An 18983-nucleotide genomic window follows, 5' to 3' on the forward strand; every position below is an offset into this window, starting at 1 on the left:
CTATACTTCACCAACCTCTAGTCGGGTAATGCGAGTCCGGTTCGAGGATCGCGGATATAAAGCCCTAGAACTAACGAATCCATAACGGTATCCCACACAGGAATCAGTCGATCCGCATCGTCCACCCAGTAGTCAAAAGTAATCAGACACTGAACACCAGAACCTAACCCAATACAGATTCGGGAATAAGCTTCGCGCTTTTCTTCAGGGTCAATAAATTTGAATTGAGTCCAAACGATACGGGCAGTTTGGCGCTTGAGTTGAATAATTCCCCCTGGCGCGATCGGCTGACGCTCATCATCTTTAACCACCTTCCTTAATAGCGGAACCAACGGAAAATCTGCCCAGTTGCCAGGAGGCAATAAATTAAAGGAAGCTTCTAAACGAGCATCATCGTTGGGTGGCTTTTTGTCTAGAAACCGGAATGACTTCTCATCCGGTTCAAAATGCCAATCCTCAGGGACATCGAAGCGCAACGCCCCTCGTCCTGCTACGAAAATCCGATTTCCTGGCTTTGATTTCCAGTTGTGGTCTTCTTTTAGCTCTAAGGTTTCCTTAAGCCATTGGAGATTGTGCTTTTTCTTCTTAGACATAGCCGCCCCAGTGTTGACCTCCCTTTTATTTTGCCGTAGGTTGGTTTTAACTGTAGGTGTTTGTTGGTGAGAGCGCCCATATTGACCCATTCATCACTCATCAACCTACCCTAAGCCATCCAAAGACCCGCTCAACGTGGAAATTGCCGCGTTTCGGTTCGACTGTATCCTTGAATATAGGGCATGGCTCTCTCCTGTTGTTCCCACACTCGCTCCTAACTCCTCCACCGATGGCGGCACACATGAACGCTGGTATCTAAGCGGGGACAAACTAATGGATTGCTTGGGTTCGTTCTGATTTTATTTGTCAGAGTCCTAATGAGAATTAGGTTAAGGTCGCAGGCTAACACAGCGCCTTGTTAGCCTGCTGTTATTCAACCTTTGCCTCCCATTCCTGCTTCAAGATGCCGTATACGAGGGTGTCGTGCCACTGTCCCCGGATGCTCACATTCTCTCGCAACCGACCTTCTTGGCTCATCCCAAGCTTCTGCGCCAATGACACTGCCCCTCTATTTTCAGCGATACAGTGTGCGTAAATGCGATGCAGGCCAATCTCTGTAAAGCCAAAGCGCAGTAGCAGGCGACCCATCTCAACCGGATAATTTCGACCCCAATGCTCAGGAGCCAATTCACACCCAATTTCTGCTTCTGGGGCATCGGGATAGCTCTTACGGATGCCACAGTTACCAATCAGCTTCTCCTGTTTTTGTAGAGCTATTACCCACTGATACCTCCATCGGGGCTTCTCCTGCTGCCACTGGAGGAAGCGATTAACGAAGGCACGAGCGTCCACCTCAGTGCGCCCGGATGGATAAAAGCGTTGATATGCAGGAGTGGATTGATATGCTAAAACGGCTGGCCAGTCGGCTTCCGTAAATTCGCGCAGCAGCAGGCGATCAGTTTGAAGAAGCATGACTAAATTCCGAAGTTAAAACCAACTTCAACTTCAGTTTACCTGTCACAAAAACCTACTGCACAGCTCAACGCAGTAGGCAGCGGTCTAATTCTTATTTATGCGATCGCAACCATGAATAAGAGATAGCGATCGCGCTTTGGGGATTGCGATCGCTTTTTTGGGGTATGGAGTAAATGGAAACTAATACTGCTACTGAACGGTGGTCAGAAACCCTGGGAATTCTCCACAAACTGTTTCCCGCATTCCTTACAGAGATAGCACTGCTTCCCCCTTCGATACCCGTTTTTAGATAACTGCTCCGATTGACAATGCGGACACTTCATTACTTTCATTACTTTGTTTAACCGAGCGTTCCCTACATACGGCTCTAAATATGACACCAACAAGTCCTCAATCTGCTGCACCAACTGTTGACGATGCTGTTGCTCTGGGTTGCGAAGTGCCGACAGAATGACAGCATTACTGCTGTGGACGCAAACCTCTGCCAATAGACTACATTGCGCCTTACTTAATGCCGAATTTCTTTGCTTTAAGAGATCAGCCATAAAGTCAATTGCTTCCTGGGTCATGCTTTCATCGATCGACTGGAAAATTTGGCGGGATATAAAAAACTGCACAAACACCACCCGTGACACAGGCTGTTCAAACATCTCTGCGATCGCGCTGACCAATCCCTTAATCATCTGTCGGAGTGGTAATCGAACCATCTCTGGTGTATCTGCGCTTGACCACAAGGCCTTAACTCGCTCGGTATGGCGTAATTCCATCGCATTAAAAATGGCAGCTTTATCGGGAAAAAACTGATACAAAGACCCAATCGCCGTCCCCGCTTTGGCTGCAATCAGATGGGTGGTTGCCGCTTCATAGCCCACCTCGTCAAACACTGCCGCCGCTGCATCCAAGATTTTTTCGACCCTTTCTTTACCTCGCTGCTGTTTGGGTTGACGGCGCAGACTTCTTGACGAATGTGAATATTCTGTCATATTCTAAAAACACGACGGATTATTCACAATTTTATCTCTACCGGAGAACATTATGCAGTCTATGCTTTTCGGCGCGCCTTGGTTGTTGGCGCACAAGTCGATGTTGGTAGTGAACCAACCTCGGAAAATTTCTCTCTATGGTAATGATTATGTGATGTGGAAAGACGCTGCTGGAGCAATCCATGCCCTGCCTAATGCCTGTCCTCACATGGGAGCAATGTTGTCAGAAGGATGGTGCGAAGCACACATTGATGGTACGAGTACTGTCGTCTGCCCGTTTCATGCCTTGTCATTTGATTCAGAAGGATGCACCGTTTTGCCGGGATCGGAAAAGAAAACTTTGCCTCAACTGAAACCTTTAGAGTTAAAAATTCAAGGAGATTTCATCTGGTCTTACGGCGGATACGAGCCAAAAGTGCCGATTCCCACAGTCCTGAATGACATTGCAGACAGCTACTACTTTGTCGGGCATACCGCTGATACAAGTGTAGAGACCGATTTGCTGACTATGTTGCTGAATATGCACGACTATAATCACCAAAACGGTACTCACCGGGAATTATTCCGAGTTACCAATGTGGAATTTCATCAATTTATTGACAATGGGCATCATTCCCATGCGTTTTATGATCTGCCCACCGCTCCTTACAGTTTGGCAGAAAAGCTGAGAAAACCAGATTTATTCCTACTCCCGACCACCCTCAAAGCTCACCTAGAAAACCACTTCCCATCTCTCGTGATTTTTCATGGTGAAATGCCATTGGGTAAAGCAGTTCAGTGTCACATCTTTGTCCCAGAAGCCGAGAACCACACAAGGACTTACATTTTGCTATTTGGTCAAGCCAAGCACCCTGCCTTTAAGGTATTTGGCAGGACATATCTCAAGTTTGGCAAGGTGGTAGTCGATCAAGATGCTGAGATTTTGGGTAAGATTTATCCGAATACGCCTCAGAAAATTAAACTCAATAATGAGGTGGGTATGGACTGGGTGCGGCGCAATTTTCAAAGTTTCCCAAATGTTGTGGAACCGAATCTTTCAAAGTAGACGGCGGATAGCTCTTCAATATTATGGTAGCTGTGCGTTTGAGCATCACTCCATTGCGATCGCAACCATGAATAAAGATAGCGATCGCTTCTTGTCAGCTACGCGATCGCAACGATGAATAAAGATAGCGATCGCTCTTTTGGGTTGTGGAGTCAAGGCGGCAGATATTTTTTCACTTTAAATTGACAAATCACGTTCCGTCAGGTGCAGGAGGATTGTTAGACTGATCGCAATTGAGAGCTAGCATACCATTCTTGGCAAATACACTGAAACCATCTAAAAATTCGATGGCTGCTTCATTCTCCGCATGAGGTCGATTTTGCTCATCAAGCAGCACTTTATGTGGACGTTGACAGGTGAAACAGAAATCTTGAAATAAAAATGTCCAACCACACTCAGAAACGTATGTTCTAAGTGTGTGCCATAAGTCTTCTTCTATGAAGCATCCTAGCTCAGAGGTACAGAAATCTAGCAATCCACAAATACTACATTCTGTATCTGGTGAAACCAAACCTGTTGTCAAATAGGACCAAAATTGCTCAATTTGCCTTTGATGATTGGGTTTACCGGATTTCCAGATTAAAGATAATTTTTCACTATCGCGTAGGCTTAAAGGTATCAAACTATTGAGCGGAGACCAGAAGCTAAATTGCTTATGCAAACTGTTCCATAGCTCAAGATCAAACTGCTTTCCCACAATTTCAATCAGCGGACAAACAATATGTCTACGAAAAGAATCACGAAAAAATCCATATTTGATTAATTTATTTTTAACTTTTCTAATGATGTTGTTCAGCTTACGTTGATTGGGCAAGTTTGCAGCCGGATGAATATGGCTTATAAAGCTGAGGTTAGCTATACTATGCGGACTGTCGAAATAGTAGATGTCAGGGATTTCTACGTTTGATATTTTCTGGTAAACTGCCTCAATTGCGAAAAAAGCTCTTGTTTTATCAACTGGCTGGGTTGAGATTGCCATTGAATACCACTTCATTCGATAGTCAGCAATTAGAGCTTTTTGCTGTGCTGTCAATTCAGGAATCATTGACATCTCTTAGCGTACTTAACTGGTCTGAGAGCTTACTTTTATCTACAAAATTCTCACTCTAACTATTAACTATAGCCCCATTGCAGTAGAAAATTTTTTGTAGGTGTAAACTACCGCTCTAAATAGCGGAAGTCTAGAGGCGATCGCAACGATGAATAAAGATAGCGATCGCGCTTTGGAGATTGCGATCGCTTCCTACTATATATTCCAACATCCTATTTCGTTAAGGATTTGCTGCTGCAAAGGTATTGCATTGTGCAGGTTCGCCTGTCTGAATCCCCCGCTTGAACCAGCGGACTCGCTGCGCTGAACTACCGTGAGTAAAAGAATCCGGGACAACATGCCCTTTGGACTGACTCTGCAAGCGATCATCGCCAATACTGCTAGCAGCATTCAGCGCTTCCTCAACGTCGCCTTCCTCCAAAATTTGCCGGGAACGATTGGCATGATGCGCCCAGATGCCAGCAAAACAGTCTGCTTGTAACTCCAACCTGACTGAAAGTTGATTCGCCTCAGCGCGACTAGCTTGACGCTGTAATGTCCGAACTTTACTCGAAATTCCCATTAAATTCTGCACATGATGCCCAACCTCGTGAGCAATTACATACGCTTGGGCAAAGTCTCCGGGTGCGTTGAGCTTATACTTCAAATCTTGATAAAAACTTAAGTCAATATAGACTTTTTGATCGGCGGGGCAATAAAACGGCCCAACTGCCGCACTTGCAGAACCACAAGCCGACTGTACGGAATTTGAGAAGAGAACTAACTTAGGCTCGACATAGTTCTCTCCGTTTTGACGAAACAGCGTACCCCATGTATCTTCTGTATCCGCCAAGACAACCGAAACGAAATCAGCCATGCGATCGTTCGCAGCAGATGATTGTGTTTGAGGAGACTGAGAAGAGGTGCGATCGCTCGGAGCTTGTTCTTGTCCTTGTTGCAACACCGCACCTGGATCGCCCCCTAAGAGGGCAACAATCACCGCTAGAACGATTGTCCCAATGCCACCCCCAACTAGAGGGCCAGAAACCCCACCCCCGCGCCTGTCCTCAACGTTGCTGCTTTTACGACCGAATTCCCAGCGCATAGCTTCAAGTCTCCAAACTACTCAACCCAGCAGAAGTAAGTAAGGTGCTATTTCACCTAACCCAAATTTTTCGATAACCCAATAAAAATATTAGCGATCGCCTTCAGCTAGATCCTCTACCAGAGGGACGGCTCTAATTTATAGCTAGTCTTACTTAGGGAAGGCTGAATCGTGGTCAAACAGTAGGGGCATGGCACTGACGAGGTGACAACCCCGTCAGGTAATCAGCTTTATTGATAGGTAGAGAGCAAAAAGCGATCGCTTGCTTCATTCACGCAAGCGATCGCTCGTATCGGTGGATTTTGACTACATAGAGAGAGGCGAAGCGTGCGATCGCTTGCTTACAAGATTGCCAGGTTATCTAAATGCAAAGCGGGAAGCCGGGAAATTGAAGAGACTTTGAAAGTTAGATTGCCGTTCTGCTACGGGTTCTGGTGCATCGTCCCAAAGGCTTTCATAATAGAAGAAAGTTACACCCAAGCCGCGATCGCGAGCTGCGCGCACTTTAGCCTGAATCAGTTGCATCGCAACAGGCTTTTTTCTTAAGCCTGTGAGGACACCAACTCCAGTTGGAATTTTTTGTTGCACTTCTTGAATTTCCGGGCGGGTGAGCTGGTCAAGAAAACTTTGCAGATTGGGACGATAAACTTGCACAATTAACTCGTCCACAATATCTTTTCGCACCCAAGTAAGCCAATCTTGCAGATAAGTATTGTAAGCAGTGACGTAGGGATTAGGAGCAACGGAGAAAATGGCGTTGGGTTTTCTCTCTTTTACGGCTTTGTTGAGTTGTGTCATGAATGCCGTGATTTTATCTGCACGCCAGCGCACCCATGCCGGATCTTTGGGATTGGAAGGCGCATCTTTCTTGGTTTCCTGTTTGTACAAGGCAAGCGTGTAGCGATCGTAGCCAAATTCATTGGGCAAACTGGTGTGATCGTCAAACTGAATACCATCAGCATCATATTTAGTGACGACTTCCAGCACCAGATCGGTGATGAACTGCTGCACCTCTGGATGGAAGGGATTAAGCCACACAACTTCACCCGCAGCACCAATCCAAGTTTGGCTACCATCCCGCCGTTGCGTAATCCAATTCGGATGATTTGATGTCAGTTCCGAGAGCGGGGGAGCCATGAAACCAAACTCAAACCAGGGAATCACTAGCAACCCTTGGCGATGGCCTTGGGCAATCAAGTCGGCGATGATATCTTGTCCCTGTAGACCTTTGCTGACAGAAGATTGAATGCCTTCCCGTTCTGCTATGGCACTCTCGTAAAGCGTATAGCCAGAATTCCAAACTACAGGATAGATTGTGTTGAAGTTTAGCTGCGCCAGTTGACTGACAGCATTTTGCAGTTTGGGGCGATCTCTGAGGATTTTATTGTCATTGTTGGTCATCCAAACCCCGCGAATTTCCTGAAAACGTTTCTGCGGGGTGGCTTCTGGGATTGGGCTTTGCTCGATTGCTTCTGGTGGCATTGGGCTTTGCGCGATCGCAGAGATGGGGTTGCCAGCCAGCAATACTGTGATGAATGCTCCCAAAAACAGTAACAAGAGATACTTGAGCGATCGCCACCAACCTCTAGCGATGAAATGCAATTTCATAAGTTTGAATGATAAGTTAGCTACCCGATCGCTTAGCCTGGTGATGGAATGAACGATTAATAGTTTACAGGTATTTATATATACTAAAAAGTTGACTATTAACAGGAATCATTCAATCAGGAATCTGGAATTGTTGTATTAGAAAAACTGAGGCATCAATGTATTTTAAGTAGAATTACGGACTACGCTCTATCAAACATTATTAGCGATCGCCTTCATCTAAATCCTTTCCCAGAGGCAGTTGGAGCTATCGTTTTTGTTCCAACTCGCTCCGTAAGTGCGATCGCGCCTGCTATTTACCTCACCCTTGCCTCACAATCGCCCTTTGGAACAGTTCGCAAGAGCGCGATCGCAAGCAATCATGTTCGACTTAAAATAGTGGATAGCTTGATAGAGGTTTTTTATGAGCATCAGCCTCACACCCAACCAAGAGCGCTTTATTCAAACCAAGCTTCAAGCTGGAAAATACCGCTCCGCAGAAGAAGTTCTTGAAGTTGCCCTACGCTTGCTGGATGAGTACGATCGCGCTGAAACTGAATGGGTGGAAGATGTGCGAGAAAAAATTGACGCGGCAATTTCGGCATCAGATCATACACCACCGATTGAGGGTGAAACTTTTGTAAACCAAATTATAGAACGGTTTCAACAAGCTCGTCAGGCACAAGAATGAGTCGCTACGTTATTAATATCCTCGCTAGTCGCGATCTCAGTGAGATTGCCGATTACTTTGCCGAGACTAGCATTGAAGCGGGTGAGCAATTTTTCCGTGAATTCAACCGTAAGTGTCAGCAATTAGTTTCTTTCCCAAATAGTGGTAAAAGCTACGCAAAAGTCCGCACTGACTTGCGAGGATTGCCTCTTGAAGGCTATATCATTTTCTACAGAGTTTTGGATGATGGCATTGAAATTTTGCGTGTTGTGAGTGGTCGTCGCAACTTACCGTCTCTTTTTGAAGAGTCCGATTAAAACACTCTCTCCAATAGCTGTAGAGGTAGCTGATGATAAACCTTGTTGGAGACACGATCTCACTTACCACACCGACAAGAGCGATCGCTCCCACCATTCATCTTCTACACTAGACTTCTGAAACAATGCGACCCGCAACATCTTCTAGATTTTATTGAAAGAATACAAATATGGTCAATTTAGAAATTGAAGACCGCAAGCAGTTAATAACTCTCTTAAGAGATTTACCAGAACTAGCTACAGAGCGATCGCGTCAGCAAATTTTGGAGTTAGCAGGTCTGAAACAGTTGGTACCAATGATCCATCTTGATGGCACTCCATTTGTAACAATTAGCGAGATCGTTAGCTATCTATCTAATTATGGACGTTTAACCTATGACCATGAGGCACTGGGGTTGTTCTTGAATACCCTGAAAAGCTTCGTAGGGGTTCAGCAACAAGCATTTTTGGACATACTGCTGACAAAGTATGACATGATGACCCCAATCTCTGCATTACCTGCTATTGATCACTGGCGAGGGAGAGAAACTCCCAAAGAGGTATTAGAGAAAATTATTGGTGAGAATACGCTGCGCCCGATTGCTTTCTTGCATCAGGGACTTCAAGTAGCGCGGTCAGTTGCTCATATTGGGGTACGAACGAGCCAAGAACGTTGGTCAGGTACGGGATTTCTCGTGGCTCAGGATTTGTTGTTAACCAACAATCATGTCCTGCCTCATTCCAATTTACTGTCTGATACAATTTTTCGTTTTAACTACGAAGAGAATTTCCAGGGAGAAGCGCAACCTACTGCTGAATATCGCGCTAAATCCAACGGAGTTTTTCATACCAACCAAACCTTAGACTACACTTTAGTTCAACTCGAAGGAGAACCTGGACAAAGGTGGAGTTGGCTACCACTGTCGCCTAAAGCGTTTCGTCGTGATAGCCGAGTCAATATTATTCAGCACCCATTGGGGCAACCTAAGCAGATTTCGCTACAGAACAATTTTGTTCAATACGTGGGCGGTAATGTAGTGCAGTATATAACCTCCACCTTGCAAGGCTCCTCTGGTTCTCCAGTCTTTAATGATGCTTGGGAGGTTATTGCTCTGCATCATGCTGGAGGTAATATACCTGAACCGACAACACAGCAGCGTTACTTTAGAAACGAGGGCATACTGGTAGAGAGTATCTTAGCTGATTTACCCTCACAGCTTGTAGACCTGCTTAAGGTAGCAGAATCGACAACCTAGTTTCGGAGAGGTTCTACAAGCATCTAAAGCCTAATGACTATGAGTATCAAATCTCAGTTAGTGCGGTTGCTAGCCCATTTGCCAAAGACTCAAACTGTTCCAGAGCGTAGAGCGCTCTTGATGATTACAGGATTTGATCATCTAGGTGCCAAGATAGATTCCTTTGAAAAAAGCAATTTAGTCTTCTTTTCTGAATTGATTGAACTTATATTCTCTGAAGGACAAGCTCAATCATTGGAATTCCTTAATGAGCTTGCAGATAGCGAGTTACTGGGTTTGGAAGCCAGGAAGAAACTGAACAATCTCATTGCGGAGATTGCAGTTTTAGATACTCAACATTGCAACAGTGAATGTGTTGAGCGCAAGAGTCATCAAACATTTAGAGGTTTCAACTCAGACTATAGTCAACTTACCTCGCAAAATTTTCCAAAAACGTATAGCAAGACCAATTTAGAGTTTCTAACCCAGTCACAATTTCCTAATCAGCAGGAGAATCTGCCTATCTTTTCTACTCCCAGCCAAAGTACAGAAGGCTTGGAGGAACAACAAGATACGAAGTTGATCATCCCATCAATTCCTGGTACTCAAGCTTTTGAATTTACAGTTGTGATGGTAGATATCCAAGGCAAAGAAATCAGCCGTCGTCGAGGACAAGCCCACTCCTTAACTGAAGATATTGGCAACGGGGTGACGTTAAAGATGGTCTACATTCCAGGAGGAGAATTTTCGATGGGTTCGCCGGAAACTGAAGGAAGGCGATACTCCAATGAGCGACCTCAACGCTCAGTAACCATCAAACCATTTTTAATAAGCAAGTACCCTATTACACAAGCACAGTGGAGAGAAGTAGCTGCTTTGTCAGAAGTCGGTCAAGAGCTAAAACTTCGCCCGTCGCGTTCCGGAGGCAAAAGTCACCCTGTTACCCAAGTTTCTTGGCATGATGCCGTTGAGTTTTGCGATCGCTTATCTCAAACAACAGGTCACGAGTATCGTCTTCCTACGGAAGCAGAGTGGGAATATGCCTGTCGTGCTGGAACTACAACCCCTTTTCACTTTGGCGAAACTATCACTTCCGATCTAGCTAACTATGATGGTCGCTATCTCTATAGTTCAGAACCTAAAGGAATTTATCGTGAAAAAACTAATTCAGTAGACACCTTTCAAGTAGCTAATGCCTTTGGACTATTCGAGCTGCACGGTAATGTTTGGGAATGGTGCTTAGATCATTGGCATGAGAGTTATGATAATGCACCTATCACGGGAGAGGCTTGGATAGATTGCAGCAATAATCAAACTCGTCTAATACGTGGTGGTTCGTGGCGTAATGAACCTCTTCTATGTCGCTCTGCTTCCCGTTGGCATAACGATGTCAAGCAACAGTCTCACAATATTGGTTTCAGAATCATTCGCTCTTTATAACTTATTAAAGTTTAGTAAGTTGTTGATTTCGTTCCTATTCTTAAGCTATTTCACCCTCTTCTTGTACGTAGGCATCGGTTAAGGTTGTGTGATAATCACTTCTTCGCTCAGCGGCTTGAGTTCTACGATATTCAAGAGCTTGGGGCACTTTTTCAAATTTTTCAATCCTCAAAGCTCCAGTCTCTCTATGAATTTTTTGTACGACTTGCTCGATTTCATCCAATCGCACATTGAAAAACTCCCTTCTTTCGTTAACTAGATTCACTCTTTTATTATTAAACTGCTGATGTAAATACTCTACTGTCTCTGAAGCCTCTTCTGAAGAAATTTTAAAGTGAACATCAAAAGGAAATGGAACGGCAGGATTCATTGTTTTGACATATACATCTGGGTTATTATTTTTAGTCATAAATATTCTATATACGTCTCGTCCTAGAGAACCAATATTGGAAACTACATAAATGTAACCAGATTTAAGTCTTTTAAAGTTTGAGACGCTTTTTTCTTTATTTTCTGTATTAGTTTGAGCCTTAGAAAGTTGCTCCTGTAAATATTGAATTTGACGTTGATAATCATCGAGTTGTGTACCTGCCGCTTGTTCCATTTCTCGACGTACTTTTTCAATATCTTCTTCATATTGCTTTTCTATCTGTTTAGCTTCTTCAGCCTCCCGCCTTGCTTTCTCAAGCTTAATACGCTCTTTCTCCTCTTGCTTCATCTGTTCCCGAATGGCACGATCTTTTTCTTTTTCCTCTTGTTGTTTTTCTTCTAACTCATATTTTAAATACAGCTCTTCTACCTTCAGCTTTAAGTATACTTGCGAAATTTCACAACAAGTTACTTCTGACAGTTTGTTTAATTTGTTGAAGGTACTGATAATTCTCTTTTCTAAATTGGAGACATTATTGTACTTTACTTCTCGTATCGCATAGTCACATTGAGTTTCAAAAGCTTCTTTTATTAAGTTAAGAAGGCTTTTGATCATTTTATCTCCTTTTCTTTGATTGCCATCCAATGTCAACTTAACATTACTAATAAATGCCTTGCCATCTTTTCGCATTTTTTCCTGATCTAACTTTAGATTTTTCAGATGAATTACATACTGACTAGACTTTATAAAATCAAATTTTGGTTCATAATAATCTATAGCCTGAAGATAAACTTTTGCATCAAGCTCACGCGACTCCTGCTGAAGATTACTGATTTGAGTATTTAAAAATTCTTCTTGCCTTTCAAGGTCGGCAATATTTGAAGCTAATTGCCTTTCTTGCTCTTCTTTGGAACTCAGGCTCTCATACCTACGCAACTTCTGTCGCAGCCGTTCCTGCTCACGCTGCTGCATTTGTATCCAAACACTACAGAAGGCTAACGCCGCTCCAGCTAACAAGAGGAGTATTGACAACATGCAATTCAGTATTCTTGCTCATGTACCTTTAACCTAGCTTAAAGGATATTCGAGAAGACAAGGCAATAAACATAACTTAGCGAATCAGCGATCGCTCAATCGCATAGGTTAGCTTTTGCTGTACACAGACACCAGCGCGATCGCTAACCTCTCAACCGCTATCTGTAATTGTCAAGCGATCGCAAACATTATTCAACAGAGCGATCGCTTGTATGGTTTATTTTAGGGCGTTGATGAAAGGGTGAACACGTTAATGCTTCCCTGAATGCCTGGGAAAGCATTACTTTTTCGAGCCAGCCAATTCTCCATCACACAACTTTACTCAAATATTGATGGACAAACTGAACGCAAATTGAACCTTCGCCGACTCCCGAAGCCACCCGCTTCACCGAACCATGACGCACATCGCCCACTGCAAAGACACCGGGAATATTCGTTTCCAGCAAAAACGGATCGCGCTCCAGCGTCCATCCCTTCGGGCGGTGTCCATCCTGTTTCAAGTCTGGCCCAGTGATGATAAAACCGCGCTCGTCTCGCATAATGGTGCCATCTAACCACTGGGTTCGCGGTACTGCGCCAATAAAAATAAACAGGGAAGTCGCCCCAACAGTTTGCATTTCCCCAGTCATAGTATTGGCGATAGTAAGACCTTCCAAACTCGTCTCGCCTTTTGCCTCAACAACGCTGGAATGCACCTGTACTGTGATGTTCGGTGTCGCCTCAATCTGGTCAATCAGGTACTGAGACATACTCTTAGTTAGAGAGTCGCCCCGCACCAACATCGTCACCTGGCGGGCGTACTTAGAAAAGTGCATCGCCGCTTGTCCGGCTGAGTTTGCCCCACCAATGATGTAAACATCTTCATCCTGACAAGATAGCGCTTCTGTCTGGGCTGCACCATAGTAAACACCTGCCCCAGTCAGACGGTCAAGCCCCGGCAAATCAAGCCGTCGCCACGACACGCCAAGCGCCAAAATTAGGGCGTGACAACTGATTTCGCTACCATCTGCGAAGGTAATAAAACGATACTGGTCTTGGACGCGAATGCCTGTTACTTCTTGGGGTGTGAGAATTTCCACGCCAAAGCGTCTGGCCTGTGTCACTGCACGCCGCGCCAAATCGCTTCCACTTAAACCGGCTGGAAAGCCGAGATAGTTTTCAATGCGGGAACTTGTCCCTGCTTGTCCGCCTGGGGCTTCTCGTTCCACCATGACAGTGTGCAGCCCTTCGGACGCGCCGTAGACTGCTGCGGCTAGACCTGCGGGGCCGCCACCAACGATAATTAGGTCATAAAATGGCTTTCCAGCTTGCGTCTGTAACCCAATTTTCTCGGCAACTTGTATGTTTGTTGGCTTTTCGATTCTCGTACCGTCGGGGAAGAGGACGAGGGGTAGGTGTCGCTGATGACAGTCGGCATAGGTAATGAGTTGTTGTGCTTCTTGTGATAACTCGATATCCAACCATTCAAAAGGCACTTGATTTCGAGCCAGGAAGTCTTTAAGTTGATGGGAATGGGGCGACCAGCGGTTCCCAATCACGCGAATGCCTTCAAAGGGCGGCCGGAAGCTTGCCAGCCAGTCATCGAGCAAATCGTCTAGAACTGGGTACAGGCTTTCCTCTGGCGGGTCCCAAGGCTTCATCAGGTAGTAATCGATCTGGGTTGTGTTGATGGCGCGAATGGCTGCATCGGTGTCTGCATAGGCGGTGAGCAAGGCGCGTTTTGTATTTGGGAATAGTGAGAGTGCTTGTTCGAGAAATTCTACGCCGGACATTTGCGGCATTCTTTGATCTACTAGAAACAGCGCGGGGGATTGGTTGCGGAGTTTCAGTTGTTGCAGTGCTTCCAGTGCTACTGCTCCCGACTCTGCACGCAAGACGCGAAAGCGATCGCCATATTCTCGCTGTAAGTCGCGGGCGATCGCTCTGAGGACTTCCGGATCATCATCAACTGTCATAATTACGGGTTTAGCCATAATGCGATCGCTTTCTCCCTTTCTGTTGTTGGTGGTGTATCCTTCAGTGCTTTCGCTGTCTAAAGGCGCGGTAGCGTTGCGGTAATGAAGAGCCAGCAAATACGCTCCCGTCCAGTTTTTACAAGTTAGATGCAACTGGGTCAATATCTCTCTAGATATAGATTAGGAAATTAATTTTTTTGAGTCAACAGTTGAGCGTAGCGAGATAGGCTTTTACCGAGCGCATTTCTGATTCCTATCAATTGGGATCAGGCGCGATTGATAAATTGAGTATTAGCGTAGCAGCTTCGCTATCCTCGTCAATCCTGAATGCGATCTCTGCATTTGGCGTTGATGTTGGACGGGAGTAGATGTTAGGTTTCCTTGTGTCAACTGAATCTACAATCAAGCCACTGCAAAGCCTGTATACTCCCGGATTTTGGGATGGCGAAACCCAAGTACAATATCTTCTTTAGGAACGCCTGCTTCTAGTAAATCGGTAGCAATACCTTCTTCGGTATCATCATATTGAATCCAGATTTTATCATCAATTAAATCTAGGTGAATCGGCGTAGTGTGTAGATACTTGTCGTCATTCCAGCCAATATCCAAGACTAAGTAGCGTCCTCGCTCATCATCAAATAAAACTTGAGAGTTATAGTTGTCAGGCAGGGAAGCTCGATATTGGGCGTGTTCTTGTAGTATTTTTTGAATGATGTCTCGGTAGTTCAATCGGGTATCCATTGCGCGATCGCCTCACTTTCATCATCAAAGACAATCAACCTAATAATTTGGTTATTTAGCAGAACTTGTCCTAATTCTATGGTAAATACGCTGTTGAAGGAAGGAAGGGGATGATGCTCCGGTATATTTAGAAAGAAACATTCAACGGGTGCTGAAAAAGCTAGAAGTGATTGAAAACGAGGAAGGTGAAGAATGAGCTATCACTACAGCATGGTGATTCAATGGTCAGAGGAGGATCAGCTCTTCTTAGTTCACTTGCCTGAGTTTCCCTGGCAGCAGTTTCATACGCATGGTAGAACTTATGAGGAAGCTGCCAAAAATGGTCAGGAAGTGATTGAGGCTTTCGTGGAAATGCTCAGTGAGGAGGATAAACCTCTACCAGAACCCAGAATTCTTCCCACAAAGCCCTTACAGGTTGCCTAGTTGAGTGTAAGGGCTGCAATACTCTGAGTAGACTTTCTTCGTAGCGTCTGGGTAGGAGCGATCGCTATCCTCGCCAATCCTGAAATGCGATCTCTGCATTTGGCCTTGATGTTGGACGGGAGTAAATGTTGGGTTTCCTTGGTATCAACTCAACGTATAGAATGAGCGATCGTACTGATTAATTAATAAAATATTAGTGGTACGGGGTAGATAAACTAAGCGATCGCTATCCTCGCCAACGCTGAACCGCAAATGCTATATTTTCTGTTAATGTTGAACGGGAGTAGATATTGGTTTTCCTGAGGTCAACCTAACCTACGGCTAAATTTAGATTTATTGCTTCAATCATGAAAATTATCTTGGTAAACTAGCTGATGAGACATGACTTTGATGAGAAAACCAAGCAAATACTTGCTCGACGAGTAGGCTATCGCTGTTCAAATCCACAGTGTCGAAAGCAAACAAGTGGCCCCCAAGAGGATGCCACAAAGGCAATAAGCATTGGTGTAGCAGCGCATATTACAGCCGCTTCTCCTGGTGGACCACGTTTCGACTCAACGATGTCACCTGAAAAGCGAAAGTCTGCGGAAAACGGAATATGGATGTGTCATAACTGCGCTAAGTTGATTGACAGTGACGAGAAGAGATACACTGTTTATTTGCTAAGGGAGTGGAAAAAATCATCAGAAAAAGCTGCTCTTTCAGAACTAGAAAATCAATCGCTTTTTGATAAGCCTGCTCAGAGTCTCGGCAAGGTCGAAGAACCTAAGTTGGAAGAACTATATCTTTTGTTCAAAAACTGGGCTTCAAACATCGAGATAGTTTATATCAACCATGCCAGAGCTATGAAAGGAGACATTAGTTATCAAGCAATGCTAGACATGGAAAGAGAGCGATTTGATAAAAACGCCTTGGATTTCAATCGACTTGTAATGTTGATTGATTTATATTTCCCTAAGATTAAGCCTGCCTATGAAAGGGTTATACAAGCGCGGACAAAATCTAATCAATTTATGCTGAAATATGGAAATCAGTGTGCGGCAGGAAATCCAGATGGCAAAAAGTTTTTAGCTCCCTTTCTAGATGCACAAAACAAGTTTTCACAGGAAGTGAAAAGAGTTATAAAACTCATTGCTGAACAAGCAAATCTAGGGGAAGAAGCCTAGCACTACCCTGCACATAGGGGTTGATTGCTCCTAGTTGATGCATTTCGAGGTTATCTACCGTCCCTTCTAGACCAACCAAACTCACCAGCTCTATTTTTCCTCGTCGCTGGTGTCATTAGTGCGATCGCTCCCTTGATGCGCTTTGTGCGATCGCACTCGATAAGCTTTGAGACAATGAGGAGCGATCAAGCGACTCCATAACCTGTATAAGGACGCTTGTACGGCGAATGTAACCCTAAAACAATATCCTCTTTAGATACCCCCATTTCCAATAGTTTCAGCGCAATATCCACCTCAGTCATATTGCGTTGAATCCAAATTTTGCCATCCTTAATATCCAAATGGATAAAGCAATTGTAAATCCGCTTCATCCCCTGCCAACCCACATCCAATAACTGATAGTGGTCATGTTCGGTATCAAAAATAAGCTGGCACTCAATGTCTGGATTTCCATCTTCCACTGTCGCCTGTTCAGTCAAGAGCTTACGGATGTATTGGCGATAGCGTTCTAGTTTCTCCATTCGATAACCACCTCTTTCTGGGGGTCGTAAACGATGAGTTTGAGTTGATACAGCCTAACTGCTTCCTGAACAAACCGCTCTTGAAAGAAAGAGTCAAACGTATCAAACGGTACTGCTAAATATAGCATCCTGTCCGGTTCGCTCATTTGTAGGGCAAGCCTATAGTTCAAAAATTGTCCCAAGGCTACATGAAAGTCAGTTAGCGCCGAGTTACTCAGAAAACTTTTGACTTCAACAGCAATTTTTTGCCCTGCCTTTTCAGCCGCCAAGACCTTTTCTGCTGCCAAATCGATCTCAAACCTCACACCCTCAATCTTGATTGTCAGCGGATCGGCTGTAATCATCCACTGCTCCTTGAGGAGTGCTTGTTTAACAGCATCATGGAATCTATCTTTTGCAGGCATTAGAATTCACATAATTTATAGCCCCATTTTAATGCAGTTGGTAGAGCAAGTAGTGCGTTAACGTAGCGGCTCTTTGGGAGCATTTCCTCCGGTTCAAAAAAATACAACTATATATAAATGGCAGGGATTGGAAAGGGAAGGTGAGGGGCTATCGCCTCAGTTGGTGCAGCTCTGTGCGATCGCGCTCGATCAATTTGGTAAATATCAAGAGCGGCGATCGCGCTGGTTTAATCTTTCTTTTTTTTACCTTTTTCCTTTTCCTTATATTTCTCTTTTTCCTTGTCTTTTTCCTTGTGCTTTTTCTTCTTGTCTTTACCTTGAACTTCAGTGTCTTGGGCTGCTCGTAAAATTAAAGTTCGAGCAACGGTTTGAATACCCGTATGCTCGTAGTAATTGGTTGACATATCCAGGAAGGCGGCTAGATAATCCAACTTACTATCAGCAGTATTCATAAACTGTTGTAAGTGCCCCACAACGTTTTGTTGCGTTAACCCATGAGATGCAACAAAGTTACTCATCCAGCCGTTAACTGAGGCAAAACTCTCACCGATAAAGCCTAGTTTCCCAGCCGTAGTGCCGCCAGGAATTGCAGTGTTGATACTTTGATAGGCCGTATTTCCTTCTAATTGCGAAGGATTGAGTTGACCGAGAATTGATTGAGCTTTGAGGATGAAGTCGGGGCCAAGAGGAATCAATCCATCAACGGTAACTAGCGCCGCCATCCGCATTATGGATTCATTGTGATAGTTTCCTAAAGAAGTTCTAAATGCTTCGATGCTGGTAGGAATTCCGTGTAAGCGACAAAAGGCAATCAACTCTACTACCAGTTTTAGGGACAAATCAATGGCTTGTACAGTATCAGGTTTGGGAGTAAGCTGGTTTAAAAAATTCAAAAAGCTGATTTTTTCCCCAACTTTGTTCGCCAGCGCTGCTGCACCGATAGCGCTATCGGCACGGTCAATTGTTTGGTAAAGCCATAAGGTTTGTTGATAAACTTCCGTTGGGTCGTTGTACAGAGCGATCGCTCTGTCGCTAATCTCCTCAATTAAGTCTCTGTCGGTAACACCTGTCACCGCACGGATGGTGTTTTCAAACCCCACGACGTTTTGCCATTCACCAGGAACGACAAAATCGAGCGATCGCAGCATATAAACGGTCATGCTGCTAGTTGGCAGGGTATCCACCAATTTAGAAATAGATTGACTCACGAATTTAGCTCCTTTTTAACTAGATGCCTACCTCTTTTTAGCCTAATTTTTAGGAGGAGGTGCCTTTTACAAAAAGTTACAAAATTAATAGGCTTCTTGCATAAATGCCTTGAACTAAAGTTTAGGCTAAAAGCTCAAACCCGTTAAAACTGACATCTTGCACCATTCTCAAGAAGTGGGGTTGCAAAGCGGGTAAAAATCTGAAAAAAAGGGCGTAGAGAAAAATTCAAAAAATGGTCAATGCTAACCATCCTGAGTTA

General features: G+C 44.4%; 20 protein-coding genes and 2 pseudogenes. 8 read left to right on the forward strand and 14 right to left on the reverse strand.

Annotated elements, in window-relative coordinates:
- Positions 1-17 precede the first annotated feature (17 nt).
- The 5 genes and pseudogenes from NDI42_RS14145 to NDI42_RS14165 all read right to left on the reverse strand — a co-directional run.
- Positions 18-593, reverse strand: coding sequence for a hypothetical protein (locus NDI42_RS14145; protein WP_190453719.1), 576 nt, complete (start codon positions 591-593; stop codon positions 18-20).
- 370 nt (positions 594-963) lie between these two features.
- On the reverse strand, positions 964-1506 hold the full coding sequence (locus NDI42_RS14150) for a GNAT family N-acetyltransferase (protein WP_190453642.1): 543 nt from the start codon (positions 1504-1506) through the stop codon (positions 964-966).
- A gap of 94 nt (positions 1507-1600) precedes the next feature.
- Positions 1601-1738: a hypothetical protein gene (locus NDI42_RS14155; RefSeq protein WP_190453645.1), complete on the reverse strand. Its 138-nt coding sequence runs from the start codon at positions 1736-1738 to the stop codon at positions 1601-1603.
- Positions 1728-1832 (reverse strand): annotated as a pseudogene (locus NDI42_RS14160) (IS1/IS1595 family N-terminal zinc-binding domain-containing protein); the annotation flags it as partial. The pseudogene NDI42_RS14160 and the gene NDI42_RS14155, both read right to left, overlap by 11 nt.
- 57 nt (positions 1833-1889) lie before the next feature.
- Positions 1890-2492, reverse strand: a pseudogene (locus tag NDI42_RS14165) (TetR/AcrR family transcriptional regulator); the annotation flags it as partial.
- A gap of 52 nt (positions 2493-2544) precedes the next feature.
- Between NDI42_RS14165 and NDI42_RS14170 the strand changes: the two are divergent.
- A complete protein-coding gene (locus NDI42_RS14170) occupies positions 2545-3537 on the forward strand; it encodes a Rieske 2Fe-2S domain-containing protein (RefSeq protein WP_190453650.1) in 993 nt (330 codons plus the stop codon).
- A gap of 190 nt (positions 3538-3727) precedes the next feature.
- On the opposite strand, the gene NDI42_RS14175 is transcribed toward NDI42_RS14170, so the two are convergent.
- From NDI42_RS14175 to NDI42_RS14185, 3 genes are all read right to left on the reverse strand, one after another.
- Entirely contained in the window at positions 3728-4582 is an 855-nt protein-coding gene (locus tag NDI42_RS14175) for a DUF6745 domain-containing protein (protein ID WP_190453651.1), read from the reverse strand.
- Positions 4583-4808: 226 nt separating this feature from the next.
- A complete protein-coding gene (ypfJ, locus tag NDI42_RS14180) occupies positions 4809-5672 on the reverse strand; it encodes a KPN_02809 family neutral zinc metallopeptidase (protein ID WP_190453654.1) in 864 nt (287 codons plus the stop codon).
- Positions 5673-6029: 357 nt separating this feature from the next.
- Positions 6030-7280: a family 10 glycosylhydrolase gene (locus NDI42_RS14185; protein ID WP_190453657.1), complete on the reverse strand. Its 1251-nt coding sequence runs from the start codon at positions 7278-7280 to the stop codon at positions 6030-6032.
- A 403-nt stretch (positions 7281-7683) separates the two neighbouring features.
- On the opposite strand from NDI42_RS14185, the gene NDI42_RS14190 reads away from it, so the two are divergent.
- The 4 genes from NDI42_RS14190 (at position 7684) to NDI42_RS14205 (ending at position 10900) form a co-directional block, all read left to right on the forward strand.
- Complete coding sequence (locus tag NDI42_RS14190; RefSeq protein WP_190453660.1) at positions 7684-7950, forward strand: ribbon-helix-helix domain-containing protein; 267 nt, start codon at positions 7684-7686, stop codon at positions 7948-7950.
- Positions 7947-8246 carry a type II toxin-antitoxin system RelE/ParE family toxin gene (locus tag NDI42_RS14195; RefSeq protein ID WP_190453663.1) on the forward strand — a complete coding sequence of 100 codons (300 nt, stop codon included), beginning with the start codon at positions 7947-7949 and terminating at the stop codon, positions 8244-8246. Before NDI42_RS14190 ends, NDI42_RS14195 begins: the two co-directional genes overlap by 4 nt.
- Positions 8247-8416: 170 nt before the next feature.
- Positions 8417-9481, forward strand: coding sequence for a trypsin-like peptidase domain-containing protein (locus NDI42_RS14200; protein WP_190453666.1), 1065 nt, complete (start codon positions 8417-8419; stop codon positions 9479-9481).
- A gap of 39 nt (positions 9482-9520) precedes the next feature.
- Positions 9521-10900, forward strand: a complete 1380-nt coding sequence (locus tag NDI42_RS14205) for an SUMF1/EgtB/PvdO family nonheme iron enzyme (protein ID WP_242017581.1) — start codon at positions 9521-9523, stop codon at positions 10898-10900.
- Between the two features lie 40 nt (positions 10901-10940).
- Here the strand turns inward: NDI42_RS14205 and NDI42_RS14210 are convergent, their stop codons facing one another.
- From NDI42_RS14210 to NDI42_RS14220, 3 genes are all read right to left on the reverse strand, one after another.
- The gene (locus tag NDI42_RS14210) at positions 10941-12242 is read right to left on the reverse strand and encodes an SNIPE associated domain-containing protein (RefSeq protein WP_190453673.1); all 1302 of its coding nucleotides are present in this window, start codon (positions 12240-12242) and stop codon (positions 10941-10943) included.
- Positions 12243-12613: 371 nt separating this feature from the next.
- Positions 12614-14278 (reverse strand): FAD-dependent oxidoreductase, encoded by a 1665-nt coding sequence (locus NDI42_RS14215; RefSeq protein WP_190453721.1) that lies wholly within the window; start codon positions 14276-14278, stop codon positions 12614-12616.
- A gap of 384 nt (positions 14279-14662) precedes the next feature.
- A complete protein-coding gene (locus NDI42_RS14220) occupies positions 14663-15001 on the reverse strand; it encodes a XisI protein (protein WP_190453677.1) in 339 nt (112 codons plus the stop codon).
- Between the two features lie 192 nt (positions 15002-15193).
- On the opposite strand from NDI42_RS14220, the gene NDI42_RS14225 reads away from it, so the two are divergent.
- The 3 genes from NDI42_RS14225 to NDI42_RS14235 all read left to right on the forward strand — a co-directional run bounded on the left by NDI42_RS14225 (position 15194) and on the right by NDI42_RS14235 (position 16791).
- Complete coding sequence (locus tag NDI42_RS14225; RefSeq protein WP_190453680.1) at positions 15194-15424, forward strand: type II toxin-antitoxin system HicB family antitoxin; 231 nt, start codon at positions 15194-15196, stop codon at positions 15422-15424.
- A gap of 374 nt (positions 15425-15798) precedes the next feature.
- A complete protein-coding gene (locus NDI42_RS14230; protein WP_190453683.1) occupies positions 15799-16590 on the forward strand; it encodes a hypothetical protein in 792 nt (263 codons plus the stop codon).
- A 24-nt stretch (positions 16591-16614) separates the two neighbouring features.
- Entirely contained in the window at positions 16615-16791 is a 177-nt protein-coding gene (locus NDI42_RS14235; RefSeq protein ID WP_190453686.1) for a hypothetical protein, read from the forward strand.
- Here NDI42_RS14235 and NDI42_RS14240 read toward each other — a convergent pair.
- The 3 genes from NDI42_RS14240 to NDI42_RS14250 form a co-directional block, all read right to left on the reverse strand.
- Positions 16776-17111, reverse strand: coding sequence for a XisI protein (locus NDI42_RS14240; RefSeq protein ID WP_190453689.1), 336 nt, complete (start codon positions 17109-17111; stop codon positions 16776-16778). The genes NDI42_RS14235 and NDI42_RS14240 overlap by 16 nt on opposite strands.
- Positions 17099-17515, reverse strand: coding sequence for a XisH family protein (locus NDI42_RS14245; protein WP_190453692.1), 417 nt, complete (start codon positions 17513-17515; stop codon positions 17099-17101). The genes NDI42_RS14240 and NDI42_RS14245 overlap by 13 nt, the downstream gene beginning before the upstream one ends.
- 227 nt (positions 17516-17742) lie before the next feature.
- On the reverse strand, positions 17743-18723 hold the full coding sequence (locus NDI42_RS14250) for a hypothetical protein (RefSeq protein ID WP_190453697.1): 981 nt from the start codon (positions 18721-18723) through the stop codon (positions 17743-17745).
- Between the last annotated feature and the right edge of the window lie 260 nt (positions 18724-18983).

The organism is Funiculus sociatus GB2-C1, from assembly GCF_039962115.1.
GTDB classification, from domain to species: Bacteria; Cyanobacteriota; Cyanobacteriia; order Cyanobacteriales; family FACHB-T130; genus Funiculus; species Funiculus sociatus.